The 26453-nt window shown below is 63.2% G+C and carries 26 protein-coding genes; 9 read left to right on the forward strand and 17 right to left on the reverse strand.

What is annotated here, in order from left to right; all coding sequences use genetic code 11:
* The 6 genes from EJC49_RS11820 to rpsT all read right to left on the reverse strand — a co-directional run.
* A partial coding sequence (locus tag EJC49_RS11820; RefSeq protein ID WP_126700139.1) for an aconitase X occupies positions 1 to 905 on the reverse strand: 905 nt, incomplete at its 3' end.
* Between the two features lie 9 nt (positions 906 to 914).
* Positions 915 to 1694 carry a molybdopterin-synthase adenylyltransferase MoeB gene (locus tag EJC49_RS11825; RefSeq protein ID WP_126700140.1) on the reverse strand — a complete coding sequence of 260 codons (780 nt, stop codon included), beginning with the start codon at positions 1692 to 1694 and terminating at the stop codon, positions 915 to 917.
* Positions 1695 to 1725: 31 nt separating this feature from the next.
* A complete protein-coding gene (recF, locus tag EJC49_RS11830) occupies positions 1726 to 2892 on the reverse strand; it encodes a DNA replication/repair protein RecF (protein WP_245453374.1) in 1167 nt (388 codons plus the stop codon).
* Between the two features lie 5 nt (positions 2893 to 2897).
* Positions 2898 to 4016 (reverse strand): DNA polymerase III subunit beta, encoded by a 1119-nt coding sequence (gene dnaN / locus EJC49_RS11835; protein WP_126700141.1) that lies wholly within the window; start codon positions 4014 to 4016, stop codon positions 2898 to 2900.
* Between the two features lie 204 nt (positions 4017 to 4220).
* Positions 4221 to 5681, reverse strand: coding sequence for a chromosomal replication initiator protein DnaA (dnaA, locus tag EJC49_RS11840; RefSeq protein ID WP_126700206.1), 1461 nt, complete (start codon positions 5679 to 5681; stop codon positions 4221 to 4223).
* An 897-nt stretch (positions 5682 to 6578) separates the two neighbouring features.
* On the reverse strand, positions 6579 to 6845 hold the full coding sequence (gene rpsT / locus EJC49_RS11845; RefSeq protein ID WP_126700142.1) for a 30S ribosomal protein S20: 267 nt from the start codon (positions 6843 to 6845) through the stop codon (positions 6579 to 6581).
* Between the two features lie 333 nt (positions 6846 to 7178).
* Between rpsT and rimP the strand changes: the two genes are divergently transcribed.
* The 7 genes from rimP to ubiG all read left to right on the forward strand — a co-directional run bounded on the left by rimP (position 7179) and on the right by ubiG (position 15031).
* A complete protein-coding gene (rimP, locus tag EJC49_RS11850; protein ID WP_126700143.1) occupies positions 7179 to 7799 on the forward strand; it encodes a ribosome maturation factor RimP in 621 nt (206 codons plus the stop codon).
* A 48-nt stretch (positions 7800 to 7847) separates the two neighbouring features.
* Positions 7848 to 9440, forward strand: coding sequence for a transcription termination factor NusA (nusA, locus tag EJC49_RS11855; RefSeq protein ID WP_126700207.1), 1593 nt, complete (start codon positions 7848 to 7850; stop codon positions 9438 to 9440).
* A 38-nt stretch (positions 9441 to 9478) separates the two neighbouring features.
* Entirely contained in the window at positions 9479 to 10129 is a 651-nt protein-coding gene (locus EJC49_RS11860; protein WP_126700208.1) for an RNA-binding protein, read from the forward strand.
* The gene (infB, locus tag EJC49_RS11865; protein WP_126700144.1) at positions 10126 to 12696 is read left to right on the forward strand and encodes a translation initiation factor IF-2; all 2571 of its coding nucleotides are present in this window, start codon (positions 10126 to 10128) and stop codon (positions 12694 to 12696) included. The genes EJC49_RS11860 and infB overlap by 4 nt, the downstream gene beginning before the upstream one ends.
* Before the next feature lie 106 nt (positions 12697 to 12802).
* Positions 12803 to 13210 carry a 30S ribosome-binding factor RbfA gene (gene rbfA / locus EJC49_RS11870; protein WP_126700145.1) on the forward strand — a complete coding sequence of 136 codons (408 nt, stop codon included), beginning with the start codon at positions 12803 to 12805 and terminating at the stop codon, positions 13208 to 13210.
* Positions 13210 to 14196, forward strand: coding sequence for a tRNA pseudouridine(55) synthase TruB (gene truB / locus EJC49_RS11875; RefSeq protein WP_126700146.1), 987 nt, complete (start codon positions 13210 to 13212; stop codon positions 14194 to 14196). Before rbfA ends, truB begins: the two co-directional genes overlap by 1 nt.
* Positions 14197 to 14278: 82 nt before the next feature.
* On the forward strand, positions 14279 to 15031 hold the full coding sequence (gene ubiG, locus EJC49_RS11880; RefSeq protein ID WP_126700147.1) for a bifunctional 2-polyprenyl-6-hydroxyphenol methylase/3-demethylubiquinol 3-O-methyltransferase UbiG: 753 nt from the start codon (positions 14279 to 14281) through the stop codon (positions 15029 to 15031).
* Between the two features lie 30 nt (positions 15032 to 15061).
* Here the strand turns inward: ubiG and EJC49_RS11885 are convergent, their stop codons facing one another.
* From EJC49_RS11885 to EJC49_RS11905, 5 genes are read right to left on the reverse strand one after another with little or no spacing between them, the layout of a single operon-like run.
* Positions 15062 to 15952, reverse strand: coding sequence for a DMT family transporter (locus tag EJC49_RS11885; RefSeq protein WP_126700148.1), 891 nt, complete (start codon positions 15950 to 15952; stop codon positions 15062 to 15064).
* A 50-nt stretch (positions 15953 to 16002) separates the two neighbouring features.
* Positions 16003 to 16428, reverse strand: coding sequence for a DUF1178 family protein (locus EJC49_RS11890; protein ID WP_126700149.1), 426 nt, complete (start codon positions 16426 to 16428; stop codon positions 16003 to 16005).
* Positions 16425 to 17288: a carbon-nitrogen hydrolase family protein gene (locus tag EJC49_RS11895; RefSeq protein WP_126700150.1), complete on the reverse strand. Its 864-nt coding sequence runs from the start codon at positions 17286 to 17288 to the stop codon at positions 16425 to 16427. Before EJC49_RS11895 ends, EJC49_RS11890 begins: the two co-directional genes overlap by 4 nt.
* 11 nt (positions 17289 to 17299) lie before the next feature.
* Positions 17300 to 17560 (reverse strand): glutaredoxin 3, encoded by a 261-nt coding sequence (grxC, locus tag EJC49_RS11900; protein WP_126700151.1) that lies wholly within the window; start codon positions 17558 to 17560, stop codon positions 17300 to 17302.
* A 22-nt stretch (positions 17561 to 17582) separates the two neighbouring features.
* Positions 17583 to 18368, reverse strand: coding sequence for a ComF family protein (locus tag EJC49_RS11905; protein ID WP_425358810.1), 786 nt, complete (start codon positions 18366 to 18368; stop codon positions 17583 to 17585).
* An 84-nt stretch (positions 18369 to 18452) separates the two neighbouring features.
* On the opposite strand from EJC49_RS11905, the gene EJC49_RS11910 reads away from it, so the two are divergent.
* A complete protein-coding gene (locus EJC49_RS11910) occupies positions 18453 to 19325 on the forward strand; it encodes a methyltransferase domain-containing protein (RefSeq protein ID WP_126700152.1) in 873 nt (290 codons plus the stop codon).
* Between the two features lie 7 nt (positions 19326 to 19332).
* Here EJC49_RS11910 and EJC49_RS11915 read toward each other — a convergent pair whose 3' ends face one another.
* The 6 genes from EJC49_RS11915 to EJC49_RS11940 all read right to left on the reverse strand — a co-directional run bounded on the left by EJC49_RS11915 (position 19333) and on the right by EJC49_RS11940 (position 23381).
* On the reverse strand, positions 19333 to 19533 hold the full coding sequence (locus EJC49_RS11915; protein WP_245453375.1) for a Flp family type IVb pilin: 201 nt from the start codon (positions 19531 to 19533) through the stop codon (positions 19333 to 19335).
* 81 nt (positions 19534 to 19614) lie between these two features.
* Positions 19615 to 19905 carry a hypothetical protein gene (locus EJC49_RS11920; RefSeq protein ID WP_126700153.1) on the reverse strand — a complete coding sequence of 97 codons (291 nt, stop codon included), beginning with the start codon at positions 19903 to 19905 and terminating at the stop codon, positions 19615 to 19617.
* A 119-nt stretch (positions 19906 to 20024) separates the two neighbouring features.
* Complete coding sequence (locus EJC49_RS11925; protein ID WP_126700211.1) at positions 20025 to 20438, reverse strand: (deoxy)nucleoside triphosphate pyrophosphohydrolase; 414 nt, start codon at positions 20436 to 20438, stop codon at positions 20025 to 20027.
* Between the two features lie 2 nt (positions 20439 to 20440).
* A complete protein-coding gene (locus EJC49_RS11930; RefSeq protein ID WP_126700154.1) occupies positions 20441 to 21196 on the reverse strand; it encodes a GNAT family N-acetyltransferase in 756 nt (251 codons plus the stop codon).
* A gap of 33 nt (positions 21197 to 21229) precedes the next feature.
* Positions 21230 to 22471 carry a bifunctional glutamate N-acetyltransferase/amino-acid acetyltransferase ArgJ gene (gene argJ, locus EJC49_RS11935; RefSeq protein ID WP_126700155.1) on the reverse strand — a complete coding sequence of 414 codons (1242 nt, stop codon included), beginning with the start codon at positions 22469 to 22471 and terminating at the stop codon, positions 21230 to 21232.
* Between the two features lie 28 nt (positions 22472 to 22499).
* Positions 22500 to 23381 (reverse strand): peptidylprolyl isomerase, encoded by an 882-nt coding sequence (locus EJC49_RS11940; protein WP_126700156.1) that lies wholly within the window; start codon positions 23379 to 23381, stop codon positions 22500 to 22502.
* 242 nt (positions 23382 to 23623) lie between these two features.
* Here EJC49_RS11940 and secA point away from each other — a divergent pair, with 242 nt between their 5' ends.
* Positions 23624 to 26350, forward strand: coding sequence for a preprotein translocase subunit SecA (gene secA / locus EJC49_RS11945; protein WP_126700157.1), 2727 nt, complete (start codon positions 23624 to 23626; stop codon positions 26348 to 26350).
* Positions 26351 to 26453 lie beyond the last annotated feature (103 nt).

Raw genomic sequence — 26453 nt, forward strand, 5'->3', positions numbered from 1 at the left:
CGCTCTTCCGATCTGTCGATGCGGTCCACCGGCCCGGCGGTCGACAGCCTCGCCTGCGCGTCCGCCGCCATCGCCGGCGTCACGCGGATCGTCGTCGCGGGCGGAAGACCACCGGTCGCGGCGTCGAGGTCGGCCGCTTCGGGGGTGACGCCCGCCACGTGGAACAGCCCGACCGCGCCCGACGAGGCGGCGGCCGCGCCGAAGGCCTTCAGCGCGTCCTCGCCGGGATGGGCCGCGATGCCGGTCACCACGCCGATGGCGTCTCCCACCATCCGGCCGTAGAGGCTGCCCAGCACCGGCCAGGCGATCTCGGCGGCGAGGAAGCCCGGCGACAGGCCGGACACGTCGAAGACCACGGTCGCGCGGCGGTTTTCGGCCAGGTGCAGGCCCACGCGCGGCGCGCGTCCGGCAATGGCGCAGGCGATGTCGAGGAAGTCGCCGTAGCGGTTCGTGCGGGCGCCCAGCACCGAGTTGCAGAACACCACCGCGTTGGACTCGCCCCAGGCCACGTCGGTGCCAGGCGCCGGCCGGTGGCCCGCCTGGTAGGGCGCGCAGGTCCAGGACGGCTCGCAGCCGAGCGCGCGATAGGCCTGCATCATCCGCTTCGCCATGTCGCGCCGCGCCCCGTCCAGCCGCACCCGGCAGCTGCCGGTCAGGTCCAGCGCGCCGACGTTGAGCGTGGCGCGCACGGCGACCGTCGCCCCGCCCTCCACCAGCTTCTCGGCAAACAGCGTGCCCGAATCGCCATGGTAGAGCGCCCCGTCGATATGGGCCGACGCGACGGGGATCAGCCGGTCGGCGCCGAGCAGGCGGGCGCTGTCGGCCACGATGCGCATGGCCATTGCCGCGCCCGGGCCGTCCCGGCCGTCGGCGATGGCGCGTTCCTCGTCGGTCAGGTCGAGCATGGGCGCCCGCTACTCCGCCGCCTGTCGTCGCGCCTTGTAGCGCATGACGTCGAACCGCGCGCCCAGCGCGTCGTAGAGCAGGATCCGGCCGACCAGCGGCTCGCCGATGCCCGCGATCAGCTTGATCGCCTCCATCGCCTGCAGCGTGCCCATCACCCCGGTCAGCGCGCCGAGCACGCCGGCCTCCGCGCAGGACGGCACCAGGCCGGCCGGCGGCGGCTCGGGAAACAGGTCGCGATAGGACGGCAGCGGCGCGCCGTCCGCGCCGGTCTCGAAGGGCTTCAGCACCGTCAGCGATCCGTCGAAGCGGCCGACGGCGGCCGCCACCAGCGGCCTGGCCGCCGCCGCGCAGGCATCGGCCACGGCATAGCGCGTGTCGAAATTGTCGGACCCGTCGATGACGACGTCGTAGGCGGACACGAGGTCCGCCGCATTGCCGGCGTCGAGGCGCAGGCGGTGCCTTTCCACGACGACGTGCGGGTTGATGCGGCCGATGGTCTCGGCGGCGCTGTCCACCTTGGCCCGGCCGACCGAGGCCGTGTCGTGGATCACCTGCCGCTGCAGGTTGGACAGCGACACGGTGTCGTCGTCGACGATGCCGAGCGTGCCCACCCCGGCCGCCGCGAGATATTCGAGCACCGGCGCGCCGAGCCCGCCCGCGCCGATGACGAGCATGCGGGCGCGCTTCAGTCTCTGCTGTCCCGGGCCGCCGATCTCCGGCAGCACGATGTGGCGCGCGTAGCGCTGCAGCTCTTCCGTCGACAGCGGCGGGGATGGCGAGGCGATCATCACCCGATCATAGGGCTCCCGGCCGGCGATGTCAGCCTGTCGATACGGCGCCTGCTGACACCGTCAGGAACCGGGCGCGGCCTTCGATCGCCGCGAAGAGTTCGCGTTCGGTGCCGGTCATGAAGACCTGGCATCCCAGGTCGTCGAGGATGCCGAACAGGGCGGCGCGGCGGCGGTGGTCGAAATGCGCCGCGATCTCGTCCAGCAGCAGGATCGGGGCCATGCCGGAAAGCTCCCCGGTCAGGCGTGCATGCGACAGCACCAGCCCGACCAGCAGCGCCTTCTGCTCGCCGGTGGAGCAGAGCTCGGCCGGCATGTCCTTGGGGCGGTGGCGCACCAGGAGGTCCGAGCGGTGCGGCCCTTCCAGCGTCCGGCCAGCCGCGCGATCCCGTTCGCGGCCTTCCGCCAGCCTGGCGCGAAAATCCTCCTCGGCATCCACGGCCGCGCCCGACGCCAGGCCGGCCTCCAGCACGCCCGACAGGGCGACGTCGGCCTTGGGGAAGGGGCCCGTGTCCGGTGCGCGCTCGATCATGGCCTTGAGAAGCCGCACCATCTCGAAGCGGGCGGCCGCGATCGCCGCGCCCGTCTCGGCCATCTGGGTCTCGATCGCGTCGAACCAGGCACTGTTGCGCGATCCCTCGGACAGCAGCCGGTTGCGGCCGCGCATCGCCTTTTCGTAGTCGAGCGCCCGACGGCCATGGCCCGGGTCGATCGTCAGCACCAGCCGGTCGAGGAACCGGCGGCGGTCGGCGGCGGGACCGGTGAAGAGCCCGTCCATGGCCGGCGTCAGCCACATCACCCGCAGCCATTCCAGCATGTCGTCGGCCGAGCGTGCAGGGGCGCCATTGATGCGAACCTTGCGCACGGCGCCCTCGGCATCCGGATCGCTTCCACCCGCGCCGGTGCCGATGTCGGCCTCGCCCTCCGGCCCGTCCACATGGGCGTGAACCACGAAGCCGCCCGCCGCGCCATCGCGCGCGATCTCGGCATAGGCGGCGCGGCGCAGCCCTCGCCCGGGAGACAGCAGCGAGATCGCTTCCAGGAGGTTCGTCTTGCCGGCGCCATTGTCGCCGGTCAGCACCACGGCCCCGGGCGACAAATCGACCGAAAGGGACGCGTAGTTCCGGAAATTCGTCAGCCTGAGCTTGCCGATCGTCACCGGCGGCGGCGCGCCCCGGATGGTCGTGTCGTCCGGCACGACCGTCAGACGCGCATCGGCATCAGGACATAGAGGGTCTGCTCGTCCGCGGTGTCGTTGATCAGCGTCGGCGATCCGGCGTCCGCCAGCATGAACTGGGCGTTGGTGCCGCCGAGCTGCCCGGCGACGTCCAGCAGGTAGCGGGCATTGAAGCCGATCTCGATCGGATCGGCATCGTAGTCAGCCGCGATTTCTTCGACCGCACTGCCGGAATCCGGATTGTTGACCGTCAGCGTCACCTGGCCGTCGGCGATGGCCAGTTTCACGGCGCGGCCCCGCTCGGACGAAATGGTCGAGACGCGGTCCACAGCGGCGGCGAAGCTCTGCCGGTCGATGATCAGCCGCTTGTCGTTGCCGGACGGAATGACGCGCTGGTAGTCCGGGAAGGTGCCGTCGATCAGCTTCGACGTCAGCACCACGCTGCCGATCGTGAACCGGATCTTGGTGTCCGACAGTTCGACCACCACCTTGATGTCGGGATTGTCGACGAGCTTCTGCAATTCGCTCACCGTCTTGCGCGGGATGATCACGCCGGGCATGCCTTCAGAGCCCGCCGGCGCCTCGATCTCGGCGCGCGCCAGCCGGTGGCCGTCGGTCGCCACGGAGCGCAGCATCAGCTTGCCGCCGGATTCATGGGCATGCAGGAAGATGCCGTTGAGGTAGTAGCGCGTCTCTTCGGTCGAAATCGCAAACTGCGTCTTGTCGATGAGGCCTTTCAGTGCCGGCGCGTCGAGGCGGAAGATGTGCGAGAAGGAGCCGGCCGACAGTTCCGGGAAATCCGATTGCGGCAGGCACTGGAGCTTGAAGCTCGACCGTCCCGACGTCACGGACATGGTATGGCCGTCGGCATCGGTGCGCAGCATCACCTCTGATCCGTCCGGCAGCTTGCGGACGATGTCATAGAGCAGGTGCGCGGGCACGGTGGTCGCGCCGGACTGCTCCACCTGCGCGGGGGTCGCCTCCGTCACTTCGAGATCGAGATCCGTCGCCTTCATCTCGAGAACAGCGCCTTCCGCCTTCAGCAGCACGTTGGACAGAATGGGAATCGTGTTGCGTCGCTCCACCACGCGATGCACGTGGTTCAACGACTTCAGCAGGTTGGAACGTTCGAGGGTGACGCGCATGACGACTTGGGGCCTGTGGACGTTGTCAGGATTGCCTCGGGGCGAAGCACAGAAACGAACGGCCCGCATCCCGGGCCGGCAGGCGGTCAAAATGACAGCAAAAACACCGCGAAGGCAAGCCCGCGCGAGGGGTTGGCTGCAGTAACGCGGGCTTTCCCGGGGATAATTCCCCGGGCTTGTCGATGAAACGCTGCAATCGGCCGCTCAGGCCTGGTCGTTGATCAGCCTGCGCAGGAGTTCGAGCTCCTGCTCCAGCTTTTCGTCCGTGCCCGACAGGTTCTCGATCTTGCGCACGGCATGGAGCACCGTCGTATGATCGCGACCCCCGAACCTGCGCCCGATCTCCGGAAGCGACCGCGGGGTCATCACCTTGGCGAGGTACATGGCGACCTGCCGCGGCTTGACGATCGTGCGGGTGCGGCGGTTGGACAGAAGTTCCGTCTTCGACACGTTGTAGTGCCGGGCAACGATGCGCTGGATGTCCTCGATACGGATGCGCTTCGGATCGCCCGAGCGGAACATGTGTCCCAGCAGTTCGTCGATCCGCTCGATCGTCAGGTCCGGCTCGAAGGACTGGCGGAAAAGCAGCTGGTTGAAGGCGCCTTCCAGCTCCCGCCCGCTGCCGGTGACCGTGCGTGCGACATGCTCGAGAATATCGTCGGCGATCGAGATGGCGGGGTCGTCCTGACGCGCCGAGTCGAGACGCTGCTTGAGCATGGAAAGCCGCATCGGCATGTCGGGCGACGACATTTCGAGCGAGACGCCGCCCTGCAACCGCGAACGGACCCGGGGCTCAAGGGATTCCAGCTCGGAGGCCGGGCGGTCGGCGGCGACGACCACTTGCTTGGCACTGTCGAGCAGCATGTTGATCAGGTGGCAGAACTCGTGCTGGATCGACTTGCCTTGGAGAAATTGCATGTCGTCGATGATCAGCAGGTCGATGTCGCGCAACTGCTCCTTGAGCATCAGCGCATTGTTGTCACGGATTGCAGTGGCGAAGCGCCACATGAAGTACTCCGCCGTCAGGTAGACGACCCGGGATGACGGACGCCGCGATAGCGATTCCGCAGCGATCGCCTGCAGGAGATGGGTCTTGCCGAGCCCGACCGACGCGTGGACGAACAGCGGGTTGAAGCGAAGCGAAGCAGGCGCGTTTTCCGCAACGGCGCGCGCGGCGGCGAAAGCGACCCGATTGGATGGGCCGTCGACGAAGGATTCGAAGGTATAGCGCGCATCGAGCGGCGATCCGAGAATGCTTTGCCGATTGGATGTGTCCGGCGTCGCCCGCGGCTGAGCAGGCCTGGATGGGTTGACGGTACCGCTGGAGAGTGCGGTCTGGGAGGACCGGGGCGCAGCTTTTGGTCTGGTTTCCTCCACTTCGATCGCGCCGCGAGTTGCCCGCGTGGCGCTCCTTACGACGATTTCCAGTCGCAACAAGCCCGCATCCTCGACCTTCCAGATGTCCGTGATGAGCGCCAGATAGTGGTTGTTGATCCAGGAGCGCAGAAAAGCCGTCGGCACAGACAGCCGGACGATGCCGCGCGAAGCCTCCGCAAGCTTCATGCGTCCAAACCAGCTGGAGTAGACGTCAACGCCGAGCCGAGCCTGCAATTGGGCCCGGAGCTTCTCGAAGATCGAGCCCGCGTCCGTCCCCGCGTCAGCCATTGCTGGTTCTCCACCGCTCATTGGGATGAAAGGAAGCGCCGCATCGGCTCCCGTTTCAATGCCGCCAAACATGTCCTCGTTCCTTCTTCTCGTCGTCTTCATAGCAAAAGCGTACCCCTCGCGCATGGCACGCCATGCGCGTCTTCCTCGTATGTCCGCGGCTGACGCCGCCATTCTTGCTACCCGACCCCTGCCGCCCGTAGCGGACGGCGCACCTACTCGCACACGGTTGTACAAACCGCTCCCAACCGAGGCAGGCAAGAACCGTCGAGGCAGTGCCCGGACGTCCCCGTTCTCGCCATGCTTCAACGCGGCATTTCGGCCGCATCGAAAGGACAAATTTCGCCCGACCGCCGAAAAATTTCCGGCGTTGCATCGGTTAAAATTTCTTGGGATTGTGGCCTTGGGCCCTGCCCCTTTCGATGTCTGGACCTTAGAAAAATGGCCTTGGGAGAGCAAGTCCGTGTTTCACGGTTTTTTAAGGATCGACGCTCTTCGTGCCGTCGATTCGAGGCTTGTATGACAGCCCGCCCGGTTTATCCCTTTACGAATCAACCCCTTTCAGTCGGGGGAGAAATTCGGTGTCCGGCTGCAAAAAAAAATCCAAATTTCAGCTTGACACGAGTTATTCCCGCAGGGAGCCGACCCGGGGCGAACAAGCTGTGGACAACCTTCTATAAGTGACTGATCTATAACGGTATTTTCTGATCGCGGCGCAACGCCGAGAAGGTGCGCTTTAAAAGCCCCGGAAGGTCTGGGTGGGGCGCCGGCAAAGGATGTTTTCTGCCGCTGCGTAAGGGAGCCACAAGGCGTAATCCGCCTGTCATTAAAAACAAAAAACCCGGCCGCGAGGCCGGGTCTGGTCGAGCGAGCCGGGCGGCTCGTCTGACGGGTATGTCAGGCTTCGAGAGCCTTGAGCCGCTGCGCCAGGCGGGACACCTTGCGCGAGGCAGTGTTGCGATGCATGACGCCCTTGGTGGCGGCGCGCATCAATTCCGGCTGGGCTGCGCGGAACGCGTCCGCCGCTGCCGACTTGTCGCCGGACGCAAGTGCTTCCTCAACCTTGCGAACGTAGGTTCTGACCCGCGAACGGCGGTTCTTGTTGGTAGCCGTCCGGCTCGCGATCTTGCGCGTTGCCTTCTTGGCCGAGCTGGTATTGGCCATGTCGCCTCTCTCGTTCTTCAGACGGACGCTCTGCACGACAGCCGGCAGGCGCGAAAACAAACGGGCGGCCGGGTAGGCCGCCTCAGTGGTCGCGGCTTATAGTCGAGCTTGTCGGTCGCGTCAACGGTCGACGAGGGTCCCGGTTTCAGATTTGCGACTAGCTTTGCACGCCCGTCTCCCCACGGTTCGACATCAAGACGCGGCTGCGCTTGAAATGAACCGCCGGCTCCTGTATATCAAGCGCGAATTCTTGGTCGTACGGAACAAGAGTGGGCCCTCCCGGACCCGCTCTTTTTTGTTACCCGCACGGTCGCAATGAGAGCAATGCAGGGCATGGCTGATACCGACACACAGGCAGACGACCGCATCATCCGAGAAACTGGAACGGATGCGCGCGTGGCTTTGCTGATAAGGCCACTGATCGAGACGATGGGCTACCGCCTCGTCAGGGTTCGGTTGTCCGGCCAGAACGGGATGACGCTTCAGATCATGGCGGAGCGGCTGGATGGCACCATGACCGTGCAGGATTGCGAGGAGGTCAGCAAGGCCATTTCGCCGCTGCTCGATGTCGAGGATGTGATTGACAAGGCATACCATCTCGAAATCTCGTCGCCGGGTATCGACCGCCCGCTTGTCCGCAAGTCCGACTTTGAACAGTGGGTAGGCCACCTGATCAAGCTCGAGACCTCGATGCCCGTGGCGGAGCGGAAGCGATTCCGCGGCAAGATCGCCGAGACCACCGAGATGGATGTCGTCATCGAGCGCGACGTCGCAAGCTACGGCGATGAACCGGTGGTCCGTGTTCCCTTCGATGCCATTTCGGATGCGCGCCTCATCCTGACGGATGATCTCGTGCGGGACGCTTTGCGGGCCGACAAGAAGGCGCGTCAGGAGCAGAAGAAGCGCCGCGGTGAAGATGCCGACGGCGAAGACGACAACAACGCTGAAGACTGAGATCGCCGGCTGGCCGTGCGGCCGGGGCGATACAAGGGAGACCACCACATGGCAGTCAGTGCAAACAGACTCGAACTTTTGCAGATCGCAGATGCGGTCGCGCGCGAAAAGTCGATCGACAAGTCGATTGTGATCGCCGCGATGGCGGATGCGATCCAGAAGGCGGCGCGCTCGCGTTACGGCCAGGAAACCAACATCCGTGCGGACATCAACCCGAACACGGGCGAGATGAAGCTTCAGCGGCTGATGGAGGTGGTGGAGAACGTCGACGAGTTTGCCCGGCAGATATCGCTGCGCGACGCGCGTGATCGCAATCCGGACGCTCAGGTCGGCGATTTCATCGCCGAGCAGCTTCCGCCGATGGACTTCGGTCGCATCGCTGCCCAGTCGGCCAAGCAGGTCATCGTCCAGAAAGTTCGCGAAGCCGAGCGCGACCGCCAGTACGACGAGTACAAGGACCGCATCGGCGAGATCATCAACGGTACCGTCAAGCGTGTCGAATATGGCAACGTGATCGTCGATCTTGGTCGTGGCGAAGCCATCATTCGCCGTGACGAACTCATCCCGCGCGAGAATTTCAAATACGGCGACCGCGTGCGCGCCTATGTCTACGACGTCCGCCGAGAACAGCGCGGGCCGCAGATATTCCTGTCGCGCACCCATCCGCAGTTCATGGCGAAGCTCTTCCAGATGGAAGTGCCGGAAATCTATGATGGCATCATCGAGATCAAGTCGGTTGCACGCGACCCGGGTTCCCGGGCCAAGATTGCAGTGATCTCGCGTGACTCGTCGATCGATCCGGTCGGCGCCTGTGTGGGCATGCGCGGCAGCCGCGTGCAGGCGGTCGTCGGTGAATTGCAGGGCGAGAAGATCGACATCATCCCCTGGTCTCACGACGCTGCCTCCTTCATCGTCAACGCCCTTCAGCCGGCGGAAGTCGCCAAGGTCGTTCTCGACGAAGACGCGGAACGTATTGAAGTCGTGGTGCCGGATGACCAACTATCTCTGGCAATCGGCCGCCGTGGCCAGAACGTTCGTCTGGCCTCGCAGTTGACCGGTTGGGACATTGACATCCTGACCGAAGAAGAGGAATCGCAGCGCCGCCAGAAGGAATTCGTCGAGCGATCGACCCTGTTCATGGACGCGCTGAACGTCGACGAGATGGTCGGCCAGGTACTGGCATCGGAGGGCTTCACTTCGGTCGAGGAGGTCGCCTATGTCGATGCGTCCGAGATCGCCTCGATCGACGGCTTCGACGACGACACCGCTTCGGAAATCCAGGCGCGGGCGCGCGAATACCTCGATCGCATCGAGGAAGAGCATGACGCCAAGCGCCGCGAATTGGGAGTCGAAGACGAGCTGCGCAATGTTCCTGGCGTAACCACGGCCATGCTGGTGACCTTGGGTGAAGATGGCGTGAAGACGATCGAGGATTTCGCGGGCTATGCGGTCGACGATCTCGTTGGCTGGAAGGAGCGAAAGGACGGGGAAACCAAGATGTTTCCTGGCGTTTTGGCTGCGCATGGTGTGAGCCGTGCCGATGCTGAGCAGATGGTGCTTTCGGCGCGTCTGCAGGCTGGCTGGATATCCGAGGACGATCTCGCTATCGAGGAGGCGGAAGGGGAGGCGGCGGAAGCCTGACTTGGGCCGAGGCCGGCAGGGAGACGCTGTTGAACGGCATGGTCGAGCGGACATGCATCGTGACCCGCCGTGTGGGCGAGCCGGACGAGATGATCCGTTTCGTCGCAGGGCCGGACATGTCGGTCGTTCCCGACCTGAAGCGGAACTTGCCAGGCAGGGGCTGCTGGGTCACGGCTGAACGGACGCGTGTCGACGAGGCGGTTCGCAAGAAGCTGTTTCGCCGGGGCTTGAAGGCTGAGGTGACGGTCAACCCGCAACTCGGCGTCCTCGTCGACTCGCTGATGGTGAAAGCGTTGTCCGGCGGGCTTGGTCTTGCGCGCAAGGCAGGCGCTGTGGCATTGGGCTCGGCGAAGGTCGATGCCGCGATACGGTCGGGCAAGGCGCTCTTCGTCCTCCACGCCTTCGAGGCAGCGGAGGATGGGGTTCGAAAGATGACCCAGGCTCGCAAAGCAACCGTCCATCTGGGCGGTCCGGAGATACCCGCCTACAAACTCCTTTCGGAAGCCGAAATGGGTTTGGCAATGGGGGGGGCAAATGTGATACATGCTGCCGTGCTCGCGCAGGACGCAGGCAAGGCGGCATTCAGGCGCGCGGTTGCGCTTGACCGTTACCGGGGCGGACCTCCGGATGGCCGCGCGGCGGTTGAAGGCGTTCCGGTGACGACGACGCCTCATAAGGATACGGAATGACGGATACGAAATCAGGCGACGACAAGACGCTGACCGTGAGCACGAAGAAGACGCTGACCCTGAAGCGCCCCGGCGTCGAGCAGGGTACTGTGCGTCAGAACTTCTCGCACGGACGGACGAAGTCTGTCGTCGTCGAAACGAAGAAGCGCAAATTCTCCGCGCCCGGAGAACGTGCGGAGGGCAGCGGTCAGCCCCTGACGCTTGCGCCGCGCCCGCAGCCGCAGGCGCCGCGTCAGGCGGGGTCCACCCAGCCGGTGCAGTCCGATCGCGTGCGCCTGCCGCAGCAGCCGGAACGCTCGGGCATGGTGCTCAACGAATTGTCTGGCGACGAGATGGAAGCTAGGCGCCGCGCGCTGGAAGGCGCTCGCGGACGCGAGGCCGAGGAGCGCAAGCGCGCCCAGGAAGATGCCCTTCGCCGGGCGGAGGAAGACGAGCGTCGCCGCAAGGAGCGCGAAGATTCCGCTCGCCGTCAGGCCGAAGAGGAAGCCCGCTTGGCCGCCGAGGCCGAAGCGCGCCGTCGGTCGGAGGAAGAGGCTCGACGCCGCGCGCCCCAGCTTGAGGCCGAGCCGGTCGCCGAGGAAACAGAATCCAAGAGCAAGGCTCGTCCAGTGATCGCGCCTAAGCGCGCGCCCGCCGTCGAGGTTGCGCGTCCCGCCAAGACCACTAGAGACGAGGATCGCCGCCGCGGCAAGCTGACGCTGAACAGCGCCCTGTCCGGCGACGAAGCGCGTGGCCGCTCGCTGTCGTCGATGCGTCGCCGCCAGGAGAAGTTCAAGCGCGCGATGCACCAGGAACCGCGCGAGAAGATCTCGCGCGAGGTGACCGTTCCCGAGACCATCACCATTCAGGAACTCGCCGGCCGCATGGCCGAGCGCGCCGTGGATGTGGTCAAGTTCTTCATGAAGCAGGGTCAGATTCTGAAGCCGGGCGATGTCATCGACGCCGACACGGCGGAACTGGTCGCAAGCGAATTCGGGCACACGGTCAAGCGTGTCGCGGAGTCCGACATCGAGGAAGGCCTGTTCAACATCGCGGACAAGCCGGAAAATCAGTCGCAGCGCCCTCCCGTCGTTACGATCATGGGTCACGTCGATCACGGCAAGACCTCGCTGCTCGACGCCATCCGGGAGACCAGCGTGGTTTCCGGCGAAGCAGGCGGCATCACCCAGCACATCGGCGCCTATCAGGTCGAGAAGAATGGTCAGAAGATCACCTTTATCGACACGCCGGGCCACGCCGCCTTCACGGCAATGCGTGCGCGTGGTGCGCAAGCCACCGATATCGCCGTTCTGGTGGTTGCGGCAGACGACAGCGTGATGCCGCAGACGATCGAGTCCATCAGCCACGCGAAGGCAGCCGGGGTCCCGATCATCGTCGCCATCAACAAGATCGACAAGCCGGATGCCGACCCGCAGAAGGTTCGTACGCAGCTGCTTCAACACGAGGTGTTCGTCGAGACCATGGGCGGCGAAGTGCTCGACGTCGAGGTTTCCGCGACCAAGAAGATCAATCTCGACAAGCTTCTCGAGGCTATCCTGCTTCAGGCCGAACTGCTCGACCTTCGCGCCGATCCGGAGCGCACATCGGAAGGTGTCGTGATCGAGGCGAAGCTGGACAAGGGCCGCGGCCCGGTCGCGACCGTGCTGGTGCAGACCGGTATGCTGCTTCCAGGCGACATCATCGTGGCGGGCGACCAGTGGGGTCGCGTCCGCGCGCTGATCAATGATCGCGGCGAACAGATCAAGGATGCCGGCCCATCGACCCCGGTCGAGGTTCTCGGCCTCCAAGGCACGCCGAAGGCCGGCGATCGCTTCGCCACCGTGGAAAACGAGGCTCGCGCCCGCGAGATCACCGAGTATCGTCAGCGTTTGGCACGCGACAAGGCCGTGGCCAAGCATGCCGGCCAGCGCGGCTCGCTCGAGCAGATGATGTCGCAGCTCCAGACCTCCGGACTGAAGGAGTTCCCGCTGGTCATCAAGGGCGATGTGCAGGGCTCGATCGAGGCGATCTCGGTCGCGCTCGACAAGCTCGGCACAGACGAAGTCCGCGCGCGCATCGTTCATGCGGGCGCTGGCGGCATCACCGAGGGCGACGTGTCGCTGGCGGAGACATCGAGCGCGGCTATCATCGGCTTTAACGTACGGGCCAACAAGCAGGCGCTTCTGGCTGCCGAGAAGGCAGGCGTCGAAATCCGCTACTACAACATCATCTACAACCTTGTGGATGATGTGAAGCAGGCGATGTCAGGCCTCCTGTCGCCGGAGCGCCGTGAGACTTTCCTCGGCAATGCGGAGATCCTCGAGGTCTTCAACATCACCAAGACCGGCAGGGTGGCGGGTTGCCGCGTCACCGAGGGTCGCGTCGAACGTGGCGCGGGCGTCCGTCTGATCCGCGACGACGTGGTGATTCACGAAGGCACGCTGAAGACGCTGAAGCGCTTCAAGGATGAGGTATCCGAAGTACCAGCTGGCCAGGAGTGCGGCATGGCATTCCAGAACTACGAGGACATTCGCGCAGGCGACATCATCGAGTGCTTCCGCGTCGAGATGGTCACGCGGACACTGTAGTCCTACACGGATATCCTTTGAGCGGGGCGGCGCGTTGCCGCCCCATTGACTTTTCGAGACGTGTGGCGCGGTTCGATCCCTCGCGCACGATCCAGGATTTGAAATCATGTCTTCTTCCGCCTCCGGTCCCTCCCAACGCATGCTTCGCGTCGGCGAGCAGGTGCGCCATGCGCTTTCCGACGTGCTTCAGCGCGGCGAGGTACTCGACGAGGTCATCGAGAACACGGTTATCTCGATCTCCGAAGTCCGCATGTCTCCCGACCTGAAAATAGCCACCGCCTTCGTGACGCCACTTGGCACCAAGGACGGAGATGCCGTTATCAAAGCGCTGGCGCAGAACGCGAAATTCATTCGCGGGCGGGTATCCGGGGCGTTGCGGCAAATGAAGTACATGCCGGAGTTCCGCTTCCGGCTCGACACCAGTTACGACAACATGAGCAAGATCGACCAGTTGCTGCGTTCGCCCGAAGTGGCCCGCGACCTCGATCGTGACGGCGAAGAGGACCAAGACTGATGGCGCGGCGCGGAAAGAAGAAGGGTCGCCCGATCTCGGGCTGGGTGGTATTCGACAAGCCGCACGGCATGGGATCCACCGACGCCGTCGCCAAGATCAAGTGGCTGTTCAAGGCCGACAAGGCCGGTCATGCCGGAACTCTCGACCCGTTGGCGTCCGGCATGCTGCCGATCGCGCTCGGAGAGGCTACGAAGACTGTTCCCTATGTCATGGACGGCGCCAAGGTATACCGTTTCACCGTTACCTGGGGCGAGGAACGCTCGACCGACGATCTGGAGGGCGTGGCGACGAAGACGTCGGATCACTGCCCCACCGACGACCAGGTACGGGCGCTGATGCCGAAGTACACGGGCGTGATCATGCAAACGCCGCCACAGTTCTCCGCCATCAAGATCGCCGGCGAGCGGGCTTACGACCTTGCGCGCGAAGGCGAGACCGTCGACATCCCGGAGCGCGAGGTCGAAATCGGCCGGCTCGACCTGATCGAGTGGCTGGACGAACGCCGGACCGTGTTCGAAGTCGAGTGCGGCAAGGGCACCTACGTCCGCTCACTGGCCCGCGACATGGGCCGCGACCTCGGCTGCTTTGGACACATCTCGGAGTTGCGCCGCGTCGAAGTAGAGCCCTTCACGCCTGATGAACTCGTCACGCTTGAGGAACTCGAAGCCGCGTCCGCACTGGCCGTTCCCGTGGGCGATGCGGACGATGAGGGACGCATCATCGACCCGCGTACAGAAAGGGAGCGCTTCTCGGCCATAGACGCGCTCATGGTGGACACCGGAGCTGCGCTCGACTGCATGCCGCAGGTCTCCGTCTCAGACGATGCCGCGGTCAAGATCCGGCTTGGCAATCCAGTTATCGTGCGCGGGCGTGACGCGCCCGTAGAGGCCGAGGAGGCCTGCGTGACCGCTCGTGGACGGCTCGTCGCCATCGGAGCGATCGAGGCCGGCATGTTCAAGCCCAAGCGCGTCTTCGCCGGCCGCTGACAGCCCTTGAAATGCGCTGACCCGGATGTCTTGACATTGCCGGCCCGCCACCCACCTTGCAGTGTCGTAGAGGAGACCGCGCATGTCCGAAGCTCGTAGAACGACCATCGACGCCGCCGAAGTCGAACGCTTCTCGATGATGGCGGCCGAATGGTGGGACCCCAAGGGCAAGTTCAAGCCTCTGCACAAGTTCAACCCGGTTCGCTTGGCTTACATCCGCGACCGTGTCGCAGAACAGTTTGGCCGCGATCCGCATTCGAGCCGGCCTTTCGATGGACTTCGGTTTCTCGACATTGGCTGCGGTGGCGGGCTCCTTTGCGAACCGATGGCGCGCTTGGGGGCAACGGTAGTCGGCGCCGATGCGTCCGAGACCAACATCGAGGTAGCGAGGCTGCACGCCGCGCAGAGTGGCGTTTCGATCGACTACCGGGCCACGACGGCGGAGGATCTCGCCGACGCGGGCGAGCAGTTTGACGTCATACTTAACATGGAAGTCGTCGAGCATGTCGCCGACGTTCCGCTCTACTTGGCAAAATGTGCGCAGATGGTGAAGCCGGGCGGCATCATGTTTGTTGCCACCATCAACCGGACGCTCAAGGCGCTCGGCCTTGCCATCGTCGGAGCCGAGTATGTGCTGCGCTGGTTGCCGCGGGGCACACATCAGTATGAGAAGCTCGTGCGGCCGGACGAACTGGAGCAGGCATTGTCGGAATCGGGTATGACGATCATCGATCGTACCGGCGTGTCCTACAATCCACTGGCCGATCGCTGGCAGAAATCGCGCGACCTCGACGTCAACTACATGGTTCTGGCGCACAAGCCCGCCCTGTCCTGAGCGCGTAGGCGCGGGGCTTCGCTTCGGGAATCAACTGCCCTGTGACTGCGCGCGCGTGGTCATGCCAACGCCGATGGCAATGATGGCGGCTCCCACCCAAGTCAGGAGCCCATAGGACTCGCCGAGGAAAATCATTCCGGAGACGAGGCCGAGGGCTGCGGCAACATAGCCCATTTGGCTGAGATAGACTGGCCCGCCGACCACCTGCAAGCGAAAGAAGAACACGAACATGCCGGCCGACGACAGGACCTGCACCAAGGTCTCGAGCGGTACGGCCACCAATGGCGAAGGATCGAAGCCCCAGGGTGACCAGGCGCCGACCACAACGAGGACGGCTGCTGCCGCGAAATGGCTGCCATATGCCAATTCCAGCGAACCCGCATGGGCCGGCCAGTCTAGGGTGCGGTAGATGTTGCCGAGGGCCAGTGCCACGGGGATGAGCAGTCCCAGTGCCACCCAGGCCGCCGAGGCGGGTTGGCCGAGCTCGCCGCGCGTTGTCGCAACCACCAGGGCGCCAGCAAAGCCGATCGTTATACCGGCGATGCCTAGTCCATTCGGCCGTCGCAACTTGAGCAGTATCGAAAAGCAGAGTGTTATCACCGGCGAAAGCGTGAACATGATAGCCGTGAAGCCCGCGCCCAGATGCGGGATGGCGGCGAAAACGATGATGTTCGGAATGCAGTAGGAAATCGTCCCCGCGAGGATGAAGTAACGCAGGCTGTGCGCGTCCGGCCTGCGCAGTCCGCCGCGCACTGCGTCAACGGTGACGAGCGTTGCCGCAACACCGAATGAAATCACGAAGGACCAGATCACCGGCGAAACGCCCGCCTCGCCGGCAATCTTGCCAAGAGGGAAGATCATGCCGAGCAGGCCGCCAGTGATCAGCAGCAGCGCTGGCGCAGAATCCCGAACTGGTTTCATGGGGAGCTTCCGGATGTCAGGGTGAAGTGGGCGGTAGAATGTCGCCCGTGTCAGTTCCTGTCATCCGGGAAGACAGGAATGGGCATAAACTCCACGCCATCCTCGACCAATGCGCGCGCTTCTTCGGACGTCGCCTGGCCATAGATGCCGCGCGCTTCCGCCTCGCCAAAATGAATCTTTCGTGCCTCATCCGCGAACTTGTCGCCGACGTAATCGGCCTCCTGTTTCACCTTCTCGGTCAGTTCCTTGAGTTGCATCAGGATGCGCTTCTGCTCTTCACCCATCGCGAGCGCGATCTGCTCGCGCTTGCGGCCGGTCGATACGGAGGGCGCCATCAGCGACTTGGAAACGTGGCCAGACCCGCATTGCGGGCATTCGATCAAACGCCTCGCGGCCTGCGTCTCGAAATCCTCGTTGTTGCGAAACCAGGCATCGAAGTCATGGTCGCGGTCGCAGCGCAGCGAGAAATGGATCACAAGGCGGCACTCCGCGGCGAAGCGAGGGGCACGATCTCGTCGAGCACGAATTCGCGGGCGTTCTTCAGGTTCGGAACCTTGCGCCGCGCCGCCGCGGACGCCTCGGTGTCGATCTCGGCGATCACGATTGATGGTTCGTCATGATCCGCCTCTGCCACGATGCGTCCCCACGGATCGATGATCATGGAATGGCCGTAGGTCTCGCGCCCGTCCTCATGCCGGCCACCCTGTGCGGCGGCGATCACGAACGCGCCGTTCTCGATGGCGCGGGCGCGCAGAAGCACGTGCCAGTGCGCCTCGCCGGTCTGTCGGGTGAAAGCGGCGGGTACGGTGAGAATATGCGCTCCGGCCAAGGCCTGCACTCGGAACAACTGCGGGAACCGCAGATCGTAACAGACGCCGAGCCCTATGCGGGCTTCGTCGAGCATTGCAACCACCGCCCGCTGTCCGGGCTGGTAGGTAGCGGATTCGCGCCAGCTTTCGCCATTGTCCAGATCGACGTCGAACATGTGAATCTTGTCGTAGGTTGTCACCAGCGTTCCGTCCGATGCAAACAGGAACGCCCGGTTGGCAACCTTGCCGTCATCGAGTGCGATCGCGGTAGAGCCGACATGAATGAATATGCCGAGTTCGGCTGCGAGTTTCGAAGCCGTTTCCGCGATGATGTCCTCCGACTGGTTCTTCAGGATCGAACGCAACGTCTCACGATCGCGGACCAGCCCACCCGTCATTTCCGGAGACTGGACGTAGCGCGCGCCCAATCCTGCCGCCTCGCGCACCATCGTCTCGAACGCGCGGGCGTTGGCGTCGGGATCAGTTCCCGACCGCATCTGCAGGGCCGCGACCTTGAATACGTTCATATCCCGACCCTTCATGCGTTCCCGGAAAGAAGCTTGTCGAGGCGACCGGTCTCCTCCGCTTCATGAAGGTCGTCGCAACCGCCGACGTGGACATCCCCAATGAAGATCTGAGGAAACGTGTTGCGACCGGAGCGCGCCACCATTTCCGTGCGGATTTCCGCAGAAAAGCTGGCATCGCGCTCCGCATAGGACACTCCCTTCCGGTCGAGAAGCCGCTTTGCGGCGCTGCAATAGCCGCACATCATGCGGGTGTAAATCGTGACGTCGGGCATGGCATGGTTCCGGATGGCGCCCTTATATAGGGTCAGTTGCAGTATCGAGAAAGTCCTCCGGCAGAACACGCGCGAAGGTGAGCACATCGACGCCTCCGGCCCCGGCTCGCTTGAGCGAACGCGCGACGGACGAGACCGTTGCGCCTGTCGTGTAAACGTCGTCTACAAGTAAGATGCGTCGCCCACGAATCGCTTCGCGCGAGGCCTTGTCCACCACGAACGCGCCACGCACGTTTTCGTCACGTTCTGTACGGCCGAGCCCGACTTGCTGGAGGGTGTGGCGGCGGCGTTTGACGAGGTCCGGCTCGAAACGCAGACCGCTCGCTCTGGCCACGGCCCGTCCAAGTTCCGCCGACTGGTTGAAGCGGCGCCAGAGGAACCGCCGACGGTGCAGTGGCACTGGAACGACAATGTCGGCTTGGGCGGTCAGTTCGGTTCCCGCGCGAAGCATCCACACCGCCATCCATGGCGCGAGGTCGGTTCGGTCGTTGAACTTGAGTGCCTGTACCATCCGCCGCGCTACGCCGGTATATGCAACGGCCGACCTTGCCCGGTCGAACGCCGGCGGATTCGCAATTGCTGCCGGCGATACCGCGTCTTCTCCCATGTCGACCGGAAAGGGCGTTCCCAGGATCTCGCACCAAGGCCGCTCGATCATCCTCAATTCGCGCCAACATGTACCGCACAACGAACCTGGGATACTGACGATGGTGCGGCAGCCTCCACAGAGCGGCGGAAACAGAATGCGCGCGGCACTGCCTGCCAGCGCGGCCATTCTGCGCTTGATATCGAGTGTCGGATCGGCCACCACGCTCTCCAATGGGCAAGAGCCTAGCAGATGGCCTTGGGTCAGCCCATCGGCTCCGTGAGTTTCGTTGAAAGGCGGTAACGGATGGATGTGTTGTTCGAACCCGGTTTGGTGATCCGCCGGCGGAAGAGGGCGTTTGCCTATCCGGTCGATGGTGCGGACTTTCTCCTGCGTCGCGTCATTGATGATCTCGTCGACCGTCTCTCCGCCGTCGATCGGTTTTTTGCGCGCGCCGCCGCGGTCAAAGGCTGGACACCGCATCTTTCGGAAGCGCTCAAATTTTCCGGCAAGGTCGGCGAGGTCGTTCGGATTGAAGCCGACAAGTTCTTCCTTGGGCCGGACGATGGGGTGGTGGCCTCGGACGATCGGCTCCCGCTCGAACCCGAGAGCCTGGACCTCGTCGTTTCGGTGCTCGACCTTCAGGATTCGGATGACCTGCCGGGCCAATTGGTCCAGATGCGTCGCGCACTACGGCCCGACGGGCTGTTTTTGGCTTGCTTTGCGGGCGCAGGGACGCTGGCTGAATTGCGCGAAGCCCTTCTCATCGCCGAAACGAAAATCACCGGCGGCGTTAGCCCCCGCGTCAATCCTTTCGCCGACGTACGCGATGCCGGCGCGCTCTTGCAGCGCGCAGGCTTTGCCCTTCCTGTCGCTGATGTTGATACCGTCACGGTTCGTTACGAAGATATGTTCGGCTTGCTGCGCGACCTTCGCAATATGGGCGCAACGAATCCATTGCTTGGTCGCCTGAAGCGCCCGACCCGGCGCGAATTGTTCCTACGCGCGGCCGAACTCTATCGAGAGCGTTTCGCGGACGCGGATGGCCGAATCCGCGCGACCTTCAATCTGGTTTGGATGGCGGGTTGGGCGCCGCACGATTCGCAACAACAGCCGTTGAAGCCTGGCTCCGGGACGGTCTCGCTAGCGGAGGTGCTTAGACCGCGTGAGGGCACCTAAAATCAGGTCAATTCAGCGTGGTGCTGAGAGCAGACGTGGGTTCGCCAAAGAGGTACTCGATCGCATCGTACACATTTCCGATTCCGCCAATAATCGCAAGCGAGAGCACCGCGGCAATGAGCCCGTACTCGATTGCCGTTGCGCCGCTCTCGTTGATCCAGAATTTTATGAGCATCGGCGGTAGCACTTTCCCCTGATTGGCCGCCAATCTACCGTGCAGCCGGGAATATTCTCTTAAACGGCGTGGTTAACCATCGCTTCCGCTTGGTGGCAGCCCCGTGGAGGCGGTTCAGCCGCAATCGCCGCTTCGCGCGCCATTGTCACGGATGATGCAGACCGAATCGGGGCGTGACTGGAGAACGCTGCGGCGGATCGTGTAGCTGCGATTGATGTCAATGGATCCGGTCGAGATGAAGTCCAACCGCTCGACACCCGCCTTGCCCCTCAGACCACCTTCGGCGAGGGGTGCGACAACCAGTCCAAGGACAACCGCAACCGCGCTGACGATCAGCGTGAGACGAAGGGTGCTGCCCAAGACGAAACTTCTGTGAGAGCCGTTCCAGTCCTCTCCCGTCTGCATGCTCGATCTCCAACACCGTCTTGGTTTCCGCCGCCACGGCTCCTCGCTGATGAAGAATCGCATGCCGGCCTGAACGATTCTTTAACGCTGTTGACAACGAAAACGGCGCTGGAGTGGCTTTAGAGGAGATCGATGAGGAATGGAATCAACGGTTCGTCGGCGGGCGGCATCGGATAACTTCGCATGTCGCGCGCGCGAACCCATTTGAGTTGCTGTCCTTCAAGCCCGCGCGCGATGCCTTCGTACCGGCGACACACGAACAGCGGCATCAGCAGATGGAACCCCTCATAGGAGTGGCTTGCAAAGGTTAGCGGTGCCAGACAGGCGGCTTTTGTTTCGATGCCGATCTCTTCGCGAAGTTCGCGGATCAGCGTTTCCTCCGGTGTCTCCCCGGCCTCTACCTTTCCACCGGGGAACTCCCATAGGCCTGCCATGGCCTTGCCTGCCGGACGTTCGGCGAGAAGCACGCGACCGTCGGCATCAACGAGTGCGCAGGCGGCGACGAGCAGGATACGACTCTGGCTCCCGGACATCATCAGGAGGCCTGCGGCCTTCGGTAGTGATACCGATACACGTCGGCAAAGCCCAGTGATCGATAAAGCGTCACAGCGGGCGCGTTGTCCGCTTCTACTTGTAACCAAGCCTCACGCGCGCCGCGATGCCGTGCCCATTTGAGCGCCGACAACACAACTTGCCGGCCGAAACCCTTGCCGCGCAGTTCGGGCTTGGTAGCTACCTCGAACAACCCGGCAAGGTCCCGATCCTGGACGCAGATCGCAGTTGCGACGGGTTCGTCCCCCTCCTTGGAGACGAACAGGCCTGCCTCCGGTTCAATGGAACCTATGACCTCTGACAACCCTGGTCGCATTGCCGGTTCCATATTGTGGACCTGCAACGCTGCGCTGACGAAGCGCCCGATGTCCTTCATCGGGATCTGGTCCATCACGCCAATTAGGTGTGCGTTGTCGAGCGCCAGTCGCATGACAATCGATTCAGAGAAGCTCAGCCAGCGTTCTCGATCGAGATGTCTCGTGAGGTTCGCGCCCGCGAGCGGCGAAATACGAAAGGTGAGCGGCCGGCCATAAGCGTCGAATCGACGCTCCGCGCGAGCGATCCGATCGAGAATGTTCGATCCGTCGCCCGGATCAAGCGGGTTGATCGAGTTTAGGCGTTTGGCGGGTAGGCCTGCTGTGAGCCGGATCACCCAGGTTCCATCATACTGCACGAAAGACGCTGGCCATGCGCGGAAGCCAGCGGCCTCGTAGCGTCTAACCATTGCCAATTCAGGCATGTTGACCAGTCCAGTCCGCACTCGGCCCCCGATCTAGCTGCGGTAGTCCCCGTTGATGGCGACGTACTCCTTGGTGAGATCACACGTCCACACCGTAGCCTTTCCGCGACCGAGACCGATGTCGACACCGATTCGAATGCGATCGTTCTTCATGTAGTTTGAGACGGCCGCCTCCGCGTAGTTCGGGTCGCGCTCGCCTTCATGCGCAACGCGAATGTCGCCGAACCAGATCGCCAAGCGGTCGCGGTCGGCTGGTTCGCCAGCTTTGCCCACCGCCATGACCACGCGGCCCCAGTTCGCGTCCTCGCCGGCCACGGCGGTCTTGACCAGAGGCGAGTTGGCGATCGAGAGAGCAATACGCTTGGCCGAGCGAGAAGACGTGGCCCCGGAGATAGAGATCTCGATTTCCTTGCGCGCGCCTTCACCGTCGCGCACGACTTGGAGGGCAAGGTCCTTCAGGAGACGGTTCAGTGCGCGTCTGAACGGCGCAAGCGCTGGATCCTTTTCCGACGTGATGCGCGGTGCCCCGCGCCCGGCCGCAGCGCCTGTTGCGAAAATGAGCAGCGTGTCGCTGGTGGAGGTGTCGCTATCCACTGTGACAGCGTTGAAGGTCGAATCGGCGCCACGCTTCAACAGCCGTTGCAGCACCCGAGCTTCTATTGGTGCATCGGTGGCTACGAAGGAGAGCATCGTCGCCATGTCAGGCGCGATCATCCCGGCACCCTTGGCTATGCCGTTGATAGTAACGTCGACACCACCCAATTTCACCGTTTCGGTAGCATACTTCGGATAGGTGTCCGTGGTCATGATCGCCTTTCCAGCGTCTGCCCAGCGATCGGCTGTACCCTCTGCGGTCAGGCTTGAAAGGAGGTGCGAGAATCGGGTGGCATCCAGTGGCTCGCCGATGACACCGGTTGAAGCGAGATAGACCTCGTCCGGACTGCACAAGGCGGCTGCGGCGGCAGCCTCGGCCGTCATCGCGGTCGTCTGCCGTCCCTTCTTCCCAGTGAAGGCATTGGCGTTGCCGGAGTTGACCACCAGTACGCGCGCTTTGCCGGCCGGAAGATTCTGTCTGCAGAAATCGACCGGCGCAGAAGGACATTTCGAACGGGTTAAAACACCGGCAACCGCCGTACCCACGTCGAAAGTCATTACCAGTAGGTCGGTACGGCCCTTGTACTTGATGCCCGCCTCGGCGGTCGCGATGCGCACGCCCTCGATTGGCGGGAGGACGGGGTGATTGAGCGGGGCAAGCGGCGAGACGGTGCTGGACATGGTATGATGGGCCGTGTACTGGTCGAGCTTACTGAGCGGTGTCCCGATCCTCATCTGCGCCAAGTGCTTCCTTCAGCGCCGGATCCTGCACGTCGATTGTAGCTGCGTCACGTAGCACCTGTACGGCAGCGAAGTATGTTTCTCTGAACAACAGAGTGCGGACCTGCTCTTTGACCTGTTCGAAGGTTGGCGGTTGCTGGGTACGCTTGTCCTCGACCTTGATGACGTGGAAACCGAATTGCGTTTGAACCGGCTCCTTGGAGAACTGGCCCACTTCCAGCGCAAAGGCAGCTTGCTCGAAAGTCGGAACCATCTGGCCGGGACCGAAAAAGCCGAGGTCGCCACCCTGCGCGGCAGCACCATCGGTGGACTTCTCCTTCGCGATCGCTTCGAAATCACCGCCCGCATCGAGTTCTGTGATGATGGCTTCCGCCTCTTCCTTCGTCGCTACGAGGATGTGGCGCGCGCGTATTTCGTTGGTCGGTGGCGTTGCCGCAATCTCCTTGTCATAGCGTGCGCGAACTGCTTCGTCGGTCACCTCTGCCGCGACATTAGTTTCGATGAAGGCGCTGTGGAGCGCGCGCTGGCGCAGGAACTCCATCCGGCTCTTGAATGCATCGGTCTCGTCCAACCCTTCTTCGTCGGCCCTGTCGGCCAGAAGGCGGATCTCGATGGCTGCGCTCAGTGCGGCTGCACGCTTCTGCTCCTCGGGAAGTTGGGCGAACTGCGGGCCGAGGTCGCCCTGCGCCATTTCAAGGTCGTTCTCGGTTATGGGCGAACCGTTCACGATGGCGACGACACCCATGTTCGGGGCCGGGTCCTGGGCGAACACCGCGGCAGGAGCCGCGAACACCAGCCCAAGAGCAAGGCAGCATGCGGCAAACGAGCGATGGGAGACGATAGGACGCATCGGAATTCTCCAGATGGAAGCTTGGGGCGCAGGCTTTCGCGCCAGAATAAGGCGAAATTTGGCGAACGGAGGCTCCGGCGGCGAACGTTGACATCGCCAGCGCCCCCTCTTATCTGTCCTTCGACTTGGCGTCCAGAACCGTTTTCCGGGCGCTTTTTTGGTTGAGGACCGCGCTGAAAACCCCGCAAAGGCGCGATCCCGCCGGCCCACGCCGGAGCGGTTTCTTTTGAAAGGACCATTGAATGGTCAGTCTCGGTGGCCTCCCCCGCAAGATTTTCGGTTCGGCCAATGATAGGCGCGTGAAATCGCTGCGACCGAGGGTCGCCGCTATCAACGCCTTGGAAGCAGAAATGAAGGCTCTCTCCGACGAGGCGCTTCGTGGCAAGACCGACGAGTTCCGCGCGGAATTGGTCAATGGCCGTGAACTTTCGGATCTTCTCATCCCGGCCTTTGCCGTGGCTCGGGAGGCGGCGCGACGGGCAATCGGTCTCCGTCCCTTCGATGTGCAGCTGATCGGCGGCATGGTCCTGAATGACGGCGGCATTGCCGAGATGCGCACCGGCGAGGGCAAGACGTTGGTCGCGACGCTGCCAGTCTACCTCAACGCGCTCACCGGCAAAGGTGTGCATGTCGTCACCGTGAACGACTACCTCGCCAAGCGCGATTCCGAGTGGATGGGCCGCGTATATGGCTTCCTCGGTCTGACCACTGGCGTCATCGTTCACGGTATCAGCGACGAGCAACGCAAGTCTGCCTATGCCTGTGACGTCACTTATGGCACGAACAACGAACTCGGCTTCGACTATCTGCGCGACAATATGAAGTACGAGCGCTCGCAGATGGTCCAGCGCGGTCACAACTACGCAATCGTCGACGAAGTGGATTCGATCCTGATTGACGAGGCGCGCACCCCGCTGATCATCTCCGGCCCGCTTGACGACCGTTCCGAACTTTACAATCAGATAGACACCTTCATCCCCCGACTGGAAGCGTCCGACTTCGAAATCGATGAAAAGCAGCGTACGGCCACCTTTACCGAGGAGGGCACCGAGAAGCTGGAAAATTTGCTGCGCGAAGCAGGGCTTTTGAAGGGTGCTTCGCTCTACGATGTCGAGAATGTGTCGATCGTCCATCACGTCAACAACGCGCTGAAAGCTCATAGACTTTTCCAGCGCGACAAGGACTACATCGTTCGTGATGACGAGATTGTTATCATCGACGAGTTCACAGGCCGCATGATGCCGGGTCGCCGCTATTCGGAAGGCCTGCACCAGGCGTTGGAAGCCAAAGAGCATGTCAAGGTTCAGCCGGAGAACCAGACGCTCGCTTCGATTACCTTCCAGAACTATTTCCGCATGTACGGCAAGCTTGCCGGCATGACCGGCACGGCATCGACCGAAGCCGAGGAGTTCGGAAACATCTATGGACTCGGTGTCTCGGAAATTCCGACAAACCTGCCCGTATCTCGAATCGACGAGGACGACGAGGTCTATCGGACGGTCGAGGAGAAGTTCAAGGCGATTGCTCGCGAGATCAAGGAAGCCAGCGTCAAGCGACAGCCCATCTTGGTCGGAACCACTTCGATCGAGAAGTCGGAGTATCTCGCAGAGCGCCTGCGCAAGGAGGGGATTACAAATTTCGAAATCCTCAACGCCCGCCATCACGAGCGCGAAGCGCAGATCGTCGCGCAGGCGGGCAAGCCCGGCGCGATCACCATCGCCACCAACATGGCCGGCCGCGGTACCGATATCCAACTGGGCGGTAATGCCGATATGCGTATCGCTCACGAACTCGCAGGGGTTCCGGAGGGGCCGGAGAGGGACGCTCGCGAAAAAGCTATTCGTGAGGATGTCCAGCGACTAAAGGAAGAGGCCCTCGCGGCGGGGGGACTCTATGTGCTGGCGACTGAGCGTCACGAGTCGCGCCGCATCGACAACCAGCTGCGCGGCCGTTCGGGACGCCAGGGCGATCCCGGTCGATCCAAGTTTTTCCTGTCACTGCAAGATGACTTGATGCGGATCTTCGGCTCCGAGCGGATGGATGGAATGCTCCAGAAACTCGGTCTCAAGGAAGATGAGGCCATCATCCATCCATGGATCAATAAGGCGCTCGAGAAGGCGCAGAAGAAGGTCGAGGCACGCAACTTCGACATCCGCAAGAACTTGCTGAAATACGATGATGTGATGAACGATCAGCGCAAGGTCGTCTTCGAGCAGCGCAAGGAACTCATGGACGGTGAGAACCTCTCCGAAACCGTTGCCGAGATGCGCCAGGACGTCGTCGAGGAACTCGTCACCAAGCATATTCCCGAGAATGCCTATGCAGAGCAGTGGGACATTAAGGGCCTCGCTGAGGGCATTCGCACCAATCTTAATCTCGACCTGCCGGTAGAGGCTTGGGCGCAGGAAGAGGGCATCGACGAGCAGCAGATCACCGAGCGACTGACGCAAGCGGCCGAAGCGATGGCAAAAGATCGCGCCGAGCGCTTCGGGCCCGAGATCATGACCTATGTCGAGAAGTCTGTACTGCTGCAGACACTCGATCATCTCTGGCGCGAGCATTTGGTCAATCTCGACCATCTCCGCTCCGTAGTCGGCTTCCGGGGCTACGCCCAGCGCGATCCCCTAAACGAGTACAAGTCGGAAGCGTTCGAGCTCTTCCAGGCCATGCTCGGCAATCTCCGCCAGGCGGTGACGGCGCAGCTCATGCGGGTCGAACTCGTGCGCGAGGCCGCCGAGGCCCCGCCGCCCGCGGTGCCGCAGACTGTAGGCCACCACGTCGACGCGACGACCGGCGAAGACGAGTTCGAGGACGGCGAAGTCCTGGTGGCAGCCTATGCGACGACCGTCGTCCCCCCGGAGCAGCGCGATCCTGAGGATCCGTCGACCTGGGGCAAGGTCGGGCGCAACGAGGCCTGCCCCTGCGGCTCCGGCAAGAAGTTCAAGCACTGCCACGGTGCGTTCGTCTGACGCAACCGATGGTTCGCCGCGAAGTGCCCGCATCGGCCGGCCACCGGCTCGCGACGGAATGGCCTGCCCGTTGTATCGCGAGCGTCCGGTGCCACGACCATGG

Source organism: Aquibium carbonis (assembly GCF_003970795.1).
GTDB lineage: Bacteria > Pseudomonadota > Alphaproteobacteria > Rhizobiales > Rhizobiaceae > Aquibium > Aquibium carbonis.

Coding starts and splice junctions, on each gene's coding strand:
- EJC49_RS11920 (WP_126700153.1), bottom strand. CDS start 19,905: ATGCAGACGGGAGAGGACTGGAACGGCTCTCACAGAAGTTTCGTCTTG.
- EJC49_RS11930 (WP_126700154.1), bottom strand. CDS start 21,196: ATGCCTGAATTGGCAATGGTTAGACGCTACGAGGCCGCTGGCTTCCGC.
- EJC49_RS11910 (WP_126700152.1), top strand. CDS start 18,453: ATGGATGTGTTGTTCGAACCCGGTTTGGTGATCCGCCGGCGGAAGAGG.
- EJC49_RS11825 (WP_126700140.1), bottom strand. CDS start 1,694: ATGATCGCCTCGCCATCCCCGCCGCTGTCGACGGAAGAGCTGCAGCGC.
- rimP (WP_126700143.1), top strand. CDS start 7,179: ATGGCTGATACCGACACACAGGCAGACGACCGCATCATCCGAGAAACT.
- grxC (WP_126700151.1), bottom strand. CDS start 17,560: ATGCCCGACGTCACGATTTACACCCGCATGATGTGCGGCTATTGCAGC.
- ubiG (WP_126700147.1), top strand. CDS start 14,279: ATGTCCGAAGCTCGTAGAACGACCATCGACGCCGCCGAAGTCGAACGC.
- EJC49_RS11940 (WP_126700156.1), bottom strand. CDS start 23,381: ATGCGTCCTATCGTCTCCCATCGCTCGTTTGCCGCATGCTGCCTTGCT.
- secA (WP_126700157.1), top strand. CDS start 23,624: ATGGTCAGTCTCGGTGGCCTCCCCCGCAAGATTTTCGGTTCGGCCAAT.
- EJC49_RS11885 (WP_126700148.1), bottom strand. CDS start 15,952: ATGAAACCAGTTCGGGATTCTGCGCCAGCGCTGCTGCTGATCACTGGC.
- dnaN (WP_126700141.1), bottom strand. CDS start 4,016: ATGCGCGTCACCCTCGAACGTTCCAACCTGCTGAAGTCGTTGAACCAC.
- nusA (WP_126700207.1), top strand. CDS start 7,848: ATGGCAGTCAGTGCAAACAGACTCGAACTTTTGCAGATCGCAGATGCG.
- dnaA (WP_126700206.1), bottom strand. CDS start 5,681: ATGGCTGACGCGGGGACGGACGCGGGCTCGATCTTCGAGAAGCTCCGG.
- rbfA (WP_126700145.1), top strand. CDS start 12,803: ATGTCTTCTTCCGCCTCCGGTCCCTCCCAACGCATGCTTCGCGTCGGC.
- truB (WP_126700146.1), top strand. CDS start 13,210: ATGGCGCGGCGCGGAAAGAAGAAGGGTCGCCCGATCTCGGGCTGGGTG.
- infB (WP_126700144.1), top strand. CDS start 10,126: ATGACGGATACGAAATCAGGCGACGACAAGACGCTGACCGTGAGCACG.
- EJC49_RS11895 (WP_126700150.1), bottom strand. CDS start 17,288: ATGAACGTATTCAAGGTCGCGGCCCTGCAGATGCGGTCGGGAACTGAT.
- EJC49_RS11925 (WP_126700211.1), bottom strand. CDS start 20,438: ATGTCCGGGAGCCAGAGTCGTATCCTGCTCGTCGCCGCCTGCGCACTC.
- argJ (WP_126700155.1), bottom strand. CDS start 22,471: ATGTCCAGCACCGTCTCGCCGCTTGCCCCGCTCAATCACCCCGTCCTC.
- rpsT (WP_126700142.1), bottom strand. CDS start 6,845: ATGGCCAATACCAGCTCGGCCAAGAAGGCAACGCGCAAGATCGCGAGC.
- EJC49_RS11860 (WP_126700208.1), top strand. CDS start 9,479: ATGGTCGAGCGGACATGCATCGTGACCCGCCGTGTGGGCGAGCCGGAC.